The 13,544-nt window shown below is 40.8% G+C and carries 15 protein-coding genes; 4 read left to right on the forward strand and 11 right to left on the reverse strand.

All coding sequences use genetic code 11. The features are described from left to right. Positions 1-80: 80 nt before the first annotated feature. The 8 genes from HCR01_RS32515 to phnG all read right to left on the reverse strand — a co-directional run bounded on the left by HCR01_RS32515 (position 81) and on the right by phnG (position 6,092). Positions 81-944 carry an alpha-D-ribose 1-methylphosphonate 5-phosphate C-P-lyase PhnJ gene (locus HCR01_RS32515; RefSeq protein WP_193200102.1) on the reverse strand — a complete coding sequence of 288 codons (864 nt, stop codon included), beginning with the start codon at positions 942-944 and terminating at the stop codon, positions 81-83. A gap of 61 nt (positions 945-1,005) precedes the next feature. Beyond that, complete coding sequence (locus HCR01_RS32520) at positions 1,006-1,566, reverse strand: phosphonate degradation HD-domain oxygenase (RefSeq protein WP_193200103.1); 561 nt, start codon at positions 1,564-1,566, stop codon at positions 1,006-1,008. A gap of 31 nt (positions 1,567-1,597) precedes the next feature. Continuing rightward, positions 1,598-2,806 (reverse strand): alpha-D-ribose 1-methylphosphonate 5-triphosphate diphosphatase, encoded by a 1,209-nt coding sequence (locus tag HCR01_RS32525; protein WP_193200104.1) that lies wholly within the window; start codon positions 2,804-2,806, stop codon positions 1,598-1,600. Further along, positions 2,803-3,225, reverse strand: a complete 423-nt coding sequence (locus HCR01_RS32530; protein WP_193200105.1) for a fosfomycin resistance glutathione transferase — start codon at positions 3,223-3,225, stop codon at positions 2,803-2,805. The genes HCR01_RS32525 and HCR01_RS32530 overlap by 4 nt, the downstream gene beginning before the upstream one ends. Further along, complete coding sequence (locus tag HCR01_RS32535; protein ID WP_193200106.1) at positions 3,222-4,424, reverse strand: carbon-phosphorus lyase complex subunit PhnI; 1,203 nt, start codon at positions 4,422-4,424, stop codon at positions 3,222-3,224. The genes HCR01_RS32530 and HCR01_RS32535 overlap by 4 nt, the downstream gene beginning before the upstream one ends. Before the next feature lie 115 nt (positions 4,425-4,539). Then, positions 4,540-4,992: a GNAT family N-acetyltransferase gene (locus HCR01_RS32540; RefSeq protein ID WP_193200107.1), complete on the reverse strand. Its 453-nt coding sequence runs from the start codon at positions 4,990-4,992 to the stop codon at positions 4,540-4,542. Further along, entirely contained in the window at positions 4,982-5,584 is a 603-nt protein-coding gene (gene phnH, locus HCR01_RS32545; protein ID WP_193200108.1) for a phosphonate C-P lyase system protein PhnH, read from the reverse strand. The genes HCR01_RS32540 and phnH overlap by 11 nt, the downstream gene beginning before the upstream one ends. Before the next feature lie 49 nt (positions 5,585-5,633). Next, positions 5,634-6,092 (reverse strand): phosphonate C-P lyase system protein PhnG, encoded by a 459-nt coding sequence (gene phnG / locus HCR01_RS32550; protein WP_193200109.1) that lies wholly within the window; start codon positions 6,090-6,092, stop codon positions 5,634-5,636. 106 nt (positions 6,093-6,198) lie between these two features. Between phnG and phnF the strand changes: the two genes are divergently transcribed. Then, complete coding sequence (gene phnF, locus HCR01_RS32555; protein ID WP_193200110.1) at positions 6,199-6,957, forward strand: phosphonate metabolism transcriptional regulator PhnF; 759 nt, start codon at positions 6,199-6,201, stop codon at positions 6,955-6,957. 10 nt (positions 6,958-6,967) lie between these two features. Here the strand turns inward: phnF and phnE are convergent, their stop codons facing one another. The 3 genes from phnE to phnC form a co-directional block, all read right to left on the reverse strand. Then, a complete protein-coding gene (gene phnE, locus HCR01_RS32560) occupies positions 6,968-7,741 on the reverse strand; it encodes a phosphonate ABC transporter, permease protein PhnE (RefSeq protein WP_190894569.1) in 774 nt (257 codons plus the stop codon). Positions 7,742-7,816: 75 nt separating this feature from the next. Next, on the reverse strand, positions 7,817-8,818 hold the full coding sequence (phnD, locus tag HCR01_RS32565) for a phosphonate ABC transporter substrate-binding protein (RefSeq protein ID WP_193200111.1): 1,002 nt from the start codon (positions 8,816-8,818) through the stop codon (positions 7,817-7,819). Between the two features lie 86 nt (positions 8,819-8,904). Then, complete coding sequence (gene phnC / locus HCR01_RS32570) at positions 8,905-9,702, reverse strand: phosphonate ABC transporter ATP-binding protein (protein ID WP_193200112.1); 798 nt, start codon at positions 9,700-9,702, stop codon at positions 8,905-8,907. A gap of 861 nt (positions 9,703-10,563) precedes the next feature. Here phnC and HCR01_RS32575 point away from each other — a divergent pair. The 3 genes from HCR01_RS32575 to HCR01_RS32580 all read left to right on the forward strand — a co-directional run bounded on the left by HCR01_RS32575 (position 10,564) and on the right by HCR01_RS32580 (position 13,483). Further along, entirely contained in the window at positions 10,564-12,204 is a 1,641-nt protein-coding gene (locus HCR01_RS32575; protein WP_193200113.1) for an iron uptake porin, read from the forward strand. Positions 12,205-12,569: 365 nt separating this feature from the next. Continuing rightward, on the forward strand, positions 12,570-12,770 hold the full coding sequence (locus tag HCR01_RS39365) for a hypothetical protein (protein WP_226889824.1): 201 nt from the start codon (positions 12,570-12,572) through the stop codon (positions 12,768-12,770). Positions 12,771-12,847: 77 nt separating this feature from the next. Continuing rightward, on the forward strand, positions 12,848-13,483 hold the full coding sequence (locus tag HCR01_RS32580; RefSeq protein WP_320073229.1) for an extracellular solute-binding protein: 636 nt from the start codon (positions 12,848-12,850) through the stop codon (positions 13,481-13,483). The last annotated feature ends 61 nt before the right edge of the window (positions 13,484-13,544 follow it).

Raw genomic sequence — 13,544 nt, forward strand, 5'->3', positions numbered from 1 at the left:
CCGTCAACCGTCAAATGTCATCCGTCATCAGTCATCCGTCATCAGTCAACCGTCAACAGTCAACCGTCAACAGTCAACTGTCATCCGTCATCAGTCAACCGTCCCCCACAAAAGTCTGTATCTGAACAGATCCACATTCGCCCACCTTGGTCGTCAATCACTACCTCATCTAAGTAGCTTTCTCTAGAACCGCATAACTCACAGGCTTTATCCCATTTTTCTACAGTAAAGCGATGGTCTTCAAAGTCGAGGCTTTTGACTTTGGTATATGGTGGAATGGCATATATGCGCTTTTCTCTCCCTGCACCAAATAATTGCAATGCCGGACTCATCTGCATTTTAGGATTATCAAAGCGTGGGATCGGACTAGGACTCATCAAATAGCGGTTATGCACCATTACCGGATAGTCGTAGGATGTAGCAATATGTCCATGTATGGTAATGTCTTCGTAAAGCTTGACGTACATAGCTCCGTATTCTTCTAGAGCGTGCATTTTGCCTGTCTCTACAGATGAGGGTTCTAGCCAGCGCAAAGGTTCGGGAATCGGTACTTGGTAAACTAAAATCTGTCCTTCCTGTAGTGGTGTTTCGGGTATGCGATGGCGAGTCTGAATTAAAGTTGCTTCTTGTGTGCGTTCTGTTGTCTTTACACCACAAACTTTTTGAAAAAAGCGACGAATATTAACGGCGTTAGTGGTGTCGTCTGCTCCTTGGTCAATTACTTTTAAAACATCAGTTTGACCAATCACAGCAGCTGTTACCTGAATTCCACCAGTTCCCCAGCCGTAAGACATGGGCATTTCTCTGGAAGAAAAGGGAATTTGATGTCCTGGAATCGCCACGGCTTTCAGCAAGGCACGGCGAATGGAACGCTTTGTTTGCTCGTCTAAGTAAGCAAAGTTAAAGCCTGTTTCTGGGGATTGGGGATTGGGAGAAATATTCATTAGACTAATGACTGATGACTGTTGACTCTTAACAGACCATACGAAAAGATGTACATACAACTTATATGCGCGACAGCTTATTTAAAGAGGCTGTTATAAATTGGGTGAAGTGGTTTAAATCGGGTGTTGGCAAATTTGTGATTTTAGCTTTGTCGTCATAAATCCTTAACTGCACAGCATCTTGAGCATAAGGTTGCTGAATAAATTTCTCTGCCTGTTCAGGGGAAAATATGCCTCCTTGCAGTTCTAAGCTGCGTTTAGATGCGGCTGAGAGACTTTCCCAATATTGAGGAACAACTGAGCAAAGATAGCGTTTGGCGACGACATGAAGCCTAATTGGTTGTGTGACTGCTGGACTGAAAATTTGCCGTAGCAAGCAAATAGCTCGATGTTCATGTTGATCGTCTATGCCTTGGGTGGCGGGATTATCTCCCAAGTTATGGATTAAATGTCCTAAATCATGAAGTAGACAAGCAGTAATCAATTCATGGTTTTGACCTGATATTTCAGCGAGGCTAGCACATTGCAAGGCGTGTTCTAGCTGACTGACGGCTTCTGCACCATAGGATTGGGAACCCTTTTCGGTGAAGAGTTCAACAATGCTTTCAATGGTAGGTTTCATAATAGGTAACTGATGACTGTTGACTGGATATTTATTGAATTTGATATCTAGCAACTTCTTGTCCTGCTACATATACAGAGCTAATCGCAGTAATCGCAGATGGGAAAGGATTATCAGGAGATATCAACAGGAAATCAGCATCTAAACCGGGAGCAATTTTACCTTTTTGATCGCTTATCCCCGCCGCCTCTGCTGGTTGGCTGGAAACTAATGACCACGCTTGTTCAAAAGACATCAAGCCTAATTCCTGGAGTTTGAAGGGTGCATAGAACAAGGAAGGGTAATGATAGTCTGAGCAAAGACAATCGATAACGTTATTTTTTACTGCCTCAGCAACACTCATCAAACCTAAGTGAGAACCACCACGCACTAAGTTAGGCGCACCCATAATAACTGCTGCACCATATTCACGAGACTGAGCAGCTAAGTCTACAGTAGCTGGAAATTCTGCGATCGCTACTCGGCGTTGTTGACTTAGTATTACTTTCTCTGGGCTATCATCATCGTGAGAAGCGAGGGGAATACCATAGGTATGAGCTAAATCCACCAGTTGTTCTATTTGCACGTCTCCTTCATGTCGCCGTTCTGTTACTTGGTTGACTAATTCTTCGATTTCTTCAATAGACATGGATGATCTTTGCCTCACACTATTGAGATATCGACTCAATCTCTTTTGATTTCCTGGGGGTGGTAGGTGATCGTTGATAGACAAAATATGCACACGACCGGATACCATCCAATCACACAACTCTTGATGTCCGGTGATATTTGCTTCTTCATGCCTGATATGAATACGATGATTGCAATTTAAAACTTGTTTTCCTGTCCCTAAGATGAAGTCAATTAAAGCACGGGCAGAATCCCGGCTGCGTAAACCTGGTTCGTAAGAGTCGGTGATTGAGCAATAAAAAGTTGTGATACCCGATGCTAAGAGGTTGCGGTCATTATCTGTGATCGCTATTGGTAGAGGAAAATTAACTCCAGGTCGAGGGCAAATCATCCTTTCAAAAGCATCGCCGTGTAAGTCAATAATTCCTGGCAACATCTGGAGTCCTTGAGCATTTACCAGATGAAATCCATTAGGACTACTGGCCTGATCAATGCTAGTAAATTGCCCATCTTCAATTAAAACTGTGGCATCTTCCAGCCAACCATTAGGAGTTAGTACATTTACTCCTTGGATAGCAATTTTTGTATTCGTTGATTTTGAAGATATTTGAATATTTTTAGTTGTTGTCACTGACTTACCTCAGTAAAAAATTTCATGCCTTCATAGGGAGCTTTTTGAGTGGCGGCAATTCTGGAAGATAAATCACCTATATGCAGTTCCAGCTTGTGGTGATCGGGGTCGAGAATATATATAGATTCGCCTTCACTTGTATTTTGTTTCCACTGTTTGACCCCTAAAACTTTGAGGCGATCGCTATATTCTGGAAACTTATCTTCAGGGATACTAAAAGCAATATGAGTGTACTCGTCCATAGGATTTTTGCGTGTGTTGGAATCTAAAGATAGGCACAACCACAAGTTACCTGCCAGTAAATAAGCACCTGTTTTCCACTTAGCGATCGCCTGACAACCTAGAATTTCGGTATAAAACTTAAAAGATTTCTCCAAGTCGCAGACAGACAAAGTAATATGGTTAATTCCTGTAATCATTTCACTTGTTCCAAAACCAAATCACTATTTTCTAAAGGCTGAGATTCTTGGGTAGCAACAGTTAATGACGATTGATTATTTAACTGCTGCTCTCGGATTTTCCGCACCAGATTTAACTCTGCTTGAAAGTCGATGTAGTGTGGAAGTTTAAGGTGTTGGACAAAACCTTGTGCTTCAACGTTATCGGAATGGGAAAGTACAAACTCGACATTTTGGGCTGGACCTTGAATTGTTTCCCCTAATTCCTCAGCACGCATTGCTCTATCTACTAACGCCATCGACATCACTTTACGTTCGTTGTAACCAAAGGTAAGTCCATAGCCACGGGTAAATTGAGCAGGTAATTCTTTATTACCTTTAAACTGATTTACCATTTGCACTTCGGTAACAGTAATATCTGTGATCGCTATTTCAAATCCCAATTCTTCTGGGCAAATTACCACCTCTACTTCCCCCATGCGAATCTCTCCAGCAAAAGGATGGTTTCTGCCATAGCCTCGCTGTGTAGAATATGCCAGAGATAGCAAAAAACCCTCATCTGCACGCGCTAGATTTTGCAGTCTCGCATCCCGTCCAGCAGGAAAAGTTAATGGTTGACGAGTTAAATCAAATGGTTGAGATGAGGGAGATAACGGAGAATCATTATTTACTTGCTCCCCCTGCTCCCCTGCTCCCCTGCTCCCCTGCCCTTCTTCCGCTTGCATCAAGCCTTCACGATCTAAAGTGTCAATTACACGCGGAACTGATTCTGTAATTGCTTCTGCTTCTGGTGCTGTAGGGACTTGTCCTTCTGCTATCAACTTAAAGTCTAGCAGGCGGTGGATGTAGTCGAAGGTAGTCCCTAACCTTTGCCCCCCTGGTACATCTTTAAAAATGGCAGAGATGCGGCGCTGAATCTGCATTTTGCTAGTATCTAAGGGCTGGCTATAGTAAAAGCGGGGTAGTGTTGTCCGATAGGCTCGTAACAAGAAAATTGCTTCTACTAAATCGCCCCAAGATTGTTTAATGGCAAGGGACGCTAACTCCCGATCATATAAGCTACCTTCACACATCACCCGTTCTACTGCTAGGGTAAGCTGTTGTTCAATCTGGTCTAGCGTCAATTCAGGAATAGCAGGATCACCTCTGCGTCTGCTTTGCAGGAGTGCTTCTGCATTTTCAATTGCCTGTTCACCGCCTTTGACTGCAACGTATGGCATAGTTTTTAGTTCGTAATTCGTAATTCGTAATTCGTAATTTTTGATTAAGAAAGTTAAGCTTTAATCGGGTTTTCAGGTTTCCATATTTATATTTTTACCCTCCGCAATTTTCGCTTTACAGGCTTGGTTGGAGTACGCATTTAAAACTCCAGCCATGTTGCTCGAATCCTAGTGATTGATAGAATTGATGGGCGCGATCGCGTTTCAAATTAGAAGAGAGTGTGACTTTATAACACCCAGCCTCAGCACTAAATTGGAGCGCGGCTTTTACCATTTGGCTACCAATCCCCTCTCCTCGCATTTGAGAAATAACTGTCACTGCATCTAGAACTGCAAATTTGTGATAGCCCCGGTGCATCATTGTTGGCGCATAAAGGAGGCTAAAAGTACCTACAAGTTGCTGATTTAAAAAAGCAATATAAATGTAGTAGTTAGGAACTTGTGTGATTTCTGTCAAGATTCTTTCTACATAATCGCTTGGTAAGGGTGGTTCACCATCCATGTCAGCATAAAGCTGATTCAATAGAGGCCAATCCTCACGGGTAGCAATGCGAATCTCAAGAGTCATAGTACACCTCTGGTTTGGTGGTGCGTGGTAGTCCCATTACTGCATTTTCTGTAAATAAAAATACATCTACGCCTTGTGGATAGACTTGGTGATTCTGCATCCAGAAATCCCAAAAATGAACGGGAAGTGTTGGGGCGATTGCTTGCTGGTCTAAAATTCCAGGCCCCGTCAACATCACAGGTTGCCCCATCTCAAAACTTTCCACCTGTACCAATAATGTTGTTGAGGCTTCAGGCTTTTCTGCTGTCCCCCAGTTAAAAATAGATAATTCTGGCAACGCCGCCAAATCTTGAATTAAGGCAAAGTCAGCTTCTTCTGGGTACTGCGTGAACCTACAGCCAGTATGGAACAACAACCAAGCTCTCACCGGATCTGCAAAACTCGGCTGTAGCCATACCGCAACATCCAAATCCAGCAATGTCAAACAAGCAGCCCCACAAGCAAGCGTTAAACCCAAAGGCACACTCATCTCAGCAGTTATCCAATAAGGTGTCCCCGGTCGAGCATTAGCATCAAGCAACGCCCGAAATGTTCTCTGGCCATCATGAATTAAGTCTTGAAAGCCAGGTAAGTACGTAACTATATTTGACATCAATCAATAATCCAATTTTTTAATTTTTAATTTTTAATTTTTAATTGATTCACCCTTCCCCCCTCACCATCGTGAAGAAATTGACCTTAGTGGCTGCTGCTTGACGCTGCTTGAGTTCCTGCTGTTTTTGGTATTCTACTTGCAAGGGTTGAATTACTTCAGCCTGAATCTGATCGTGCCAATTTGGGGTTTGTAGTAACGCATCACAAATAGCAGCTAGTTCTGCATGACGGTGCGATCGCCCTGCGACATAACCAAATCCAGCAATTGTTTCATCTCCTTGGCTCTCTAACTGCACAACACAGCGAGTCATGGTAATTTCTCCTAAGTTAAATGGCTCTCCTGTACCCCCAGCACATCCCCGCACCATTGTTAGACCAATCTCTGGGCAGCGTAAAAAGCTATAGTTGGGCAAATTATCTAATGTGTTTACCAGTTTTTCTAATAGCTCTAACTCGGCTTTAGCTAATGTTGCCATCCATGCTTGTCGCTGCGTCACAGTAGGCATAAGTTGGTTTGTGGTATTTTGTTTTAAACTATTCTTAACTTGTCTAGACATCTAGATAAAAGTAGATTAACGCAATTATGACAAGTTGACAATCTAATATTGATACATGAAGGAAATAATGCCAATTTATGCCCAGATTGCTGATCAACTGCGACAAAACATTCATCAAGGGGTTTATCAGCTTGGAGAACGACTACCAACGGAAACCAAGTTAGCAGAACAATTTTCAGTTAATCGCCATACCCTCAGACAAGCGATCGCTCTCCTAAAAAACGAGGGATTGTTACGAGTTGACCGAGGACGCGGAACTTTTGTAGCGGCTAAAACCATCCGCTATGCGATTGGTAAGCGAGTGCGTTATAACCAAACGTTGAAAGCACAGGGTTGGCAAGTGAGGTTTCAACTGCTACGTGTTTTAGAAGTACCTGCCGATGATGCGATCGCCAAAGAATTAGAGATTCCTTATGGTGAGCCTGTAGCGTTAATTGAACGTTTAGGTTTAGCGAATGAAGAACCTATTAGTGTGGGTACTGGGTATTTTCCCCTCAAGCGATTTCCAGATTTCTTGGAGCCAAAAAATATCAAAATTTTGCAAGAACAGCAATCAATATCTCAGTTTTTACAGCAGCTATATGGATGCGATCATATCCGCCGAAGTACCTGCGTTTCTGCTCGTCTAGTCCAGCCTCAAGATGCAAAGTGGCTACAACTATCCCTCAATCAACCCATCCTGTTAGCGGAGTCGGTGAACGTCGATGAAACAGGTAATGTTATTGAATATGGGGTAACTCGACTGCGGGGCGATCGTATGGAGTTATTTTTTGAAAATGACTTGAAAAAGGGTGGAGTTACAACTAATGACTAGTAACTAATGACTAAATTAGCCACTCTCTTACCTTTGCAGACAATAAATCAATAGCACCAGTAGTAGCAATCAAAATAATGAGAATTGTACAGACTTTTTGGTATTCAAATGCACCAAAACTCTGATATAGTGAAACACCAATACCGCCAGCCCCAACAATTCCTAATACAGAAGCAGAACGCACATTTGACTCAAATCTGTAGAGAGTGAAAGAAGTCCACAAAGGCATTACTTGGGGAATCACTCCATAAATTACTTCTTGAATCTGGCTTGCACCAGTAGCTCTAATTCCTTCTACCGGGCCTGACTCAATTGATTCTACTGCTTCTGAGAACAGCTTACCCAGAATACCGGCAGTATGAATAAATAATGCCAAAACTCCAGCAAATGGCCCCAACCCAACAGCAACTACAAAGATTAGTGCAAAGACGATTTCGTTAATCGCACGCATAGCATCTAATAAGCGACGTGTTGGTTGAACAACCCATATTGGACAAATATTATTAGATGCTAAAATAGATAAAGGAACAGCTGCGATCGCAGCCATTAAAGTTCCCCAAATTCCCATCGATATAGTAACCAGTGTTTCTGAGAAATAATAATTCCAATCGCTAAAGTCTGGCGGAAAATATGAACGTATATATTCCACCATGTTGTCTCCCCGTTGCAGAAGTACAGGGAAATTTAACTCACTTTGAGTATAGGCGAAAATCAATACAGCAGCAATCACTAAAAGAAACAGAACTTTTTGAGTAGTCACAAGCTTTGCTTCTTTCTCTAACATTGCTACTACATTAGGAGATGCGTAAGTAATTATCTGATTTCGTAGGCGCACTTTTTTCTCCCTATAGCTCTAGTTTTATCGAATTTCTTTAAGTTGCTGGTTGAGTTCTGCTATTGTTTGCTGTTTTTCTTGTTCGCTAAGATTTTCTTTATCTTGAGTTTCTTGGATTTTTTTAGCGATTTCTAGTTCTCGAATTGTATGCCAATTTTTATCTTCAGCCTGTACAAAACCAGAAATTTTAAATGGTGTTAAAACTTTTGCATCTTTGTAGTTATAGAAAAAGTTTTGCAACTTCTTTTTGATATCATCAGATAAATCTCGACGATAAACAATCGGATCACTGGGAATTATAGGTGATTTCCAAATAATTTCAATCTTCTGCCTGGCTGTAGGATTAGTACTTTCTAGACGACTTAATGCTTCACTACTGACAGTAGCTACATCTACCTGTTTATTAGCTACAGCTAGAGCACAAGCTTCATGATTACCAGCAAAAATCAAGCGTTTGAAAACTTTTTTAGGGTCAACATTATTTCTAGTAAAAATATAGTAACTGGGAACTAAAAACCCAGAAGTAGAATTGGGATCATTAAAAGCAAAAGTGAGCTTGGCTGCATTTTTAATCACATACTTATCGCCACCTGCTGCTATAGCTTCGGCAGTGATGGGATTATCTTTATTAGTAATTAAATGAGAATAGTAGCCTCTAGTACCATCTGCACTTACAACCTGAGCAAAAGCTTCTGCATCAGCAATTTTTGCTGCTTCAATATAAGATTTACCACCTAACCAAGCTGCTTGAACTTTACCAAAGCGCATAGCTTCTATGACTGCTGCATACTGTGTAACATAGAAAGGTTTTATAGGAATCTCAATTTGCTGAGACATAGCAGCAGCAAAAGGTTCCCAAATTGGTTTTTGATTAGCTTGAGATTCTGTAGACAGAACGCCAAAGTTAATTTCCTTAATAGCTGCGGTACTATTATCAGCATTAGAATTACAAGCTGAAAGTATCTTAGTACTTGCTAAAGTTAGAGTAAACAAAGAAGCCTGCTGGATAAATAACCTTCTGTCCATAAGTTTAGTTGTGAGATGTTAAGTAAAAATATTATTCTTTGTTGCAAATATTCCGAGCGCCTGATTAAATATTTTATATTTTTGGGTTACACTACCAGTTCTCCGTGTCCTCTCATAATGAGTTCTTCGGCAGCCGTGCCATAAAGTTCATTGAGCTTTTCATCATTCATCTCTGCGGTTGCACCATCAAACATGACTTCTCCATCTTTGAGAGCGATCGCTCGATCAAAGTAACTACGCACCATTTGAACCTGATGTAAAGAAGCGACTACAGTAATACCGCTTTGGCGATTCAACTGCACAAGTAATTCCATGACTTTACGTGCCGATTCAGGATCGAGAGAGGCGATTGGTTCGTCTGCGAGGATGATTTTCGCTCCTTGCACTAAACAACGAGCGATCGCAACTCGTTGTTGTTGCCCTCCAGAAAGCATAGATGCCCGTTTATAAGCGTGTTCAAGAATGCCTACTCGCTCTAATGCAGCAAGAGCTTGGATTTTTTCTTCTTTGGTGAATAAATGGAATGTTGAACGTAAAATAGACAATCTTGATAAGTTACCAACGAGTACATTTTCGATAACTGTTAGCCGATTGACTAAATTAAACTGTTGAAAAATACAACCTATCTGGCTTCGTAAAGACCTAATTTTAGAGTGTGTTTTGCCCTCGCTCTGTAGTATTGAGCCAAAAATATAAACAGTTCCTGCATTGGCAATATGCAAGCTATTAATATGCCGTAAAAGGGTAGATTTGCCTGAGCCAGATGCACCTATTAGCGCAACCAGTTCTCCCTCATGAATTGTGCAAGATACGTTTTTAAGTGCTGTCTTACCTTTGAAAGCCTTCGAGAGATTACTAACTTCGATAGCCACTGTATTTGCCATTTTTTGACATTGAGATGTCTATGATTAACTTGAATAATATTTTTTAGTTAAGAACTGATTAAGAAAAGGATAATTACTGATTTAATTTTTTAAGTTATCAGCCTAATGAATGAGCCAATTCTAGATATACATCAATGTAATGTAAAGCTTATAATACATAGACTGACATCCATTTTTTGATTAAAATTTAATTAATAAAAAGCTAATTTTTGGTAAAAATGCAATTAACCCGCTAGGAATTAGTACAGCACGGCGTAAATAAACCACCCATTCCAAATCAATAAAATGCTTCTACTGTATACCTGTTTGAATTTTGGTAGGGACAATTCATGTGTACGCAATGCAAAGCGGCTACTCTTACGGGAACGCTTTCAGCGAACCCACAGAGTATTGCCCTTACCACATATATACTTTTTTAAAGCATCTATATTTGGCATTTGCTATCAATACGTAAGTCCTAGTAAATAAGCTTTGTTGCTATAAAAAACATTAACAATATGTTATTAACTGGATTTTAACTATTGGTTATTAATTGAGCTAGGAAACACAGACAATCTTTAATATATCAATATCCATTGAGTTAAGAATAGTTAAACAAATGACAATTGTTTTTATTTCAAAATAAACTCTAGATTGTGGTACATAGTTGTGCTTTAATATTGTTAAAGTTGATTTGAAAAAATTTTCTTATAAAACATTCATTTTTTCTATATCTAACATTAGGTTTTTTGATGCAAAGGTTAAAATCACGCCTTAATTAAACCAATCTTGCTAATATTTATGATTTACCAATTAGCAGACTTTTAATGTTAGAAAAACTTTGATTTTTCATTAATTTCTATCAGGTGTGAGGGTACATTCGTGCAGAAGTTTTGGTTGAATCCTTTGTTATTTAGTCCAGCGATTTTGGGCTTATTTATAGTTGCGCTACCAGCGATGGGTTCTGAAGTACCTTTAAATCAAGCACCTGCAAGAAATCAACCGTCCAGTTTTAGCAGTGCTGAGAATATCGGACAAGTAACTTCAGTTTCACAGCTTTCTGATGTCAAACCTACAGACTGGGCTTTTCAAGCTTTGCAATCCTTGGTTGAGCGATACGGCTGCATTGCAGGTTATCCTAACCAAACTTATCGGGGTAATCGTGCTTTGACTCGCTATGAGTTTGCTGCTGGTTTGAATGCTTGTTTAGATCAGATCAACCAACTTATAGCTACTAGTACCGCTGATCTGGTGAACAAAGAAGACCTAGCAACGCTGCAAAAGCTGCAAGAGGAGTATACTGCTGAATTGCAAACTGTGCGAGGTCGAGTAGATGCTCTAGAAGCTCGTAGCGCCACTTTAGAGTCGCAACAATTCTCCACAACTACTCAACTGCGGGGAGAAGCAGTTTTTGCACTGGCTGGTGCATTTGGCTCCGATAGAGCAATCAACACCGATGCTCAAAATCGTGGTGATACCAGACCAGAACTCGATGAAAATGTGATTTTTGCTGATCGTGTCCGGTTAAACTTTGATAGTAGCTTCACTGGTAAAGACCGCCTCAGAGTTAGGTTACAAGCGAGAAATATCACTTCATTCAATACAGCCGTAACTGGTACTAACCAAACTCGTTTAGGGTTTGATGGCAATGAATCCAACAATGTCAGCGTATCAGCTCTGTTTTACCGTTTCCCTGTAGGCAACTCCACAACATTCAACATCGCAACCGAAGGATTGGAATACATTGATGAAGTACCTGCTCTCAGTCGCAACTTTGATTCTAGTGGTTCCGGTGCGCTATCTCGTTTTGGGCGTTATAACCCAATTTACCGGGCAGCAGAAGGGCCAGGTATCATCATTAATCAAAAGTTCAATGATGCTCTCACCTTAACTGCTGGTTACGTTGTGCCATCGGGTGTTGGTAATGACCCCAGTAACGGTAGAGGTATGTTTAATGGTAGTTACTCTGCATTAGGTCAACTGACTTTCCAACCAACCTCAGAATTAAGTTTGGCTTTTACTTATGTCAACGCCTATTACACTGATGGTAGCGGAGTTACTGGTAGCACTGGTACTGGTTTTGCCAACAACCCATTCAACGGGGCGCGAACTTCTGTAAATAACTATAGTGTGACTGCAAATTACAAACTTAGTCCTAAGTTTACCATCACTGCTTGGGGCAGTTACGCCAATGCCCAAGCTGAAAATACAGCTGTTGCTAGGAGTAATGCAGATATTTGGAACTGGGCCGTTCAGCTAGGCTTTCCTGATTTGGGTAGGAAAGGAAATTTTGGTGGTCTTGTCTTTGGTGTACCGCCTTACGTTGCTGACAATCAATTCGTCAGTGATAATAATCGCCGTCAAGACGATGATATCTCCTATCATTTAGAGGCTTTTTATAGATATAAGCTGAATGACAATATTGCTATTACCCCAGGATTAATCACCATCTTCAATCCTGAGGGTAACAGCAACAACTCTAATATCTATCTGGGAGTAGTGCGTACTACTTTTACTTTCTAACCCAAAGTCTTTGCTGAAGCTCAATTAAAAAGACCTCTCCCTGATTTTACTATGCAAAATCGTCCCTCTCCGGCTCGGAGAGGGACAGCTTTGAACTTTAGTTCAAGGCAGGGAGAGGTTTGTCGAATTCACCTTAAATTTCTCAAAGACCTCGTTTCTTGCCCATCAATGGTCAATGGTGCTGAGTAAAAGATATGAGCAAGTTTTCTTAACCTTTGAATGTTCTAAATTTAACTTGCACAGTGCTTCGGCGTAACCTTTCCTTACTAAAATCAAGGGTTAATCCTTTACAGGTGATTAATATTGACAAAAATTGGTCAGATGAATTGACCTGTAATTCTGAATCTGGAATCCGAGGCTAATTAATGATTTCACATCAAGTACGGCAAATCTCCAGTGCAATTACTGCTGTGTTTTTGGGTTGGGGAATTGCGGTAGCAGATACCCCAAAAACACTAACAGTTTATTCAGGGCGAGATGAAGAAATCATGCGTCCCCTGATTGAGAAAGCGAAAAAAGATTTGGGGCTAAACATTGAAGTCCGCTATGGTTATTCACAGAACTAGCGATCGCTCTCATTGAAGAAGGCAAAAATAGCCGTGCTGATATATTTTATGCTCAGGATGCGGGTTCATTAGGAGCTATAACCAGAGAAGCGCGGGCTTTATCTCTCCCTAACCAATTACTCAACAAAGTTGATCCGCAATTTCGTTCTTCTTCAGAACAATGGGTTGGCATTTCAGGAAGAACGCGGGTGATTGACTATAATACTAAGCTTTTCAAAACCAGTGAACTTCCCAAAAGTGTACTGCAACTGAGCGATCCCAAATGGCGCGGTAAAGTTGGCTGGGCCCCTACAAACGGTTCTTTTCTCTCCTTTCTAACTGCAATGCGACTGATGGAGGGCGATCAAAAAACCCTAGAGTGGTTGAAAGGTATGAAAGCTAACGGTGTTAAAGCCTACCCTAAAAATAGTGCGATCATGGAAGCTCTAGGAAAGGGAGAAATCGCTCTGGGATTAGTCAATAACTATTACCTGTATCGGTTTACTAAAACCAATCCCAAATTTCCAGTTGCTATTCACCATACAAAAGGTGATGCAGGAGCTTTGATTAACGTCGCAGGTTTAGCAATCCTGAAGACTACAAATCAAAAGAGTGATGCAGAAAAGTTTGTGGCTTATATGCTCAAACCAGAAACCCAAAAGTTCATTACGAAAAGTTTTTACGAATATCCATTAGTCATACCATTTCACCAAAAAAATGATAAAGATAGTTAAGTCAGAAATATGAGCAGAAGTTCATGGCTGGAGTCACCAAAGTAAAAATAGAAGAGTCAGC

Source organism: Nostoc sp. MG11 (assembly GCF_014904695.1).
GTDB lineage: Bacteria > Cyanobacteriota > Cyanobacteriia > Cyanobacteriales > Nostocaceae > Komarekiella.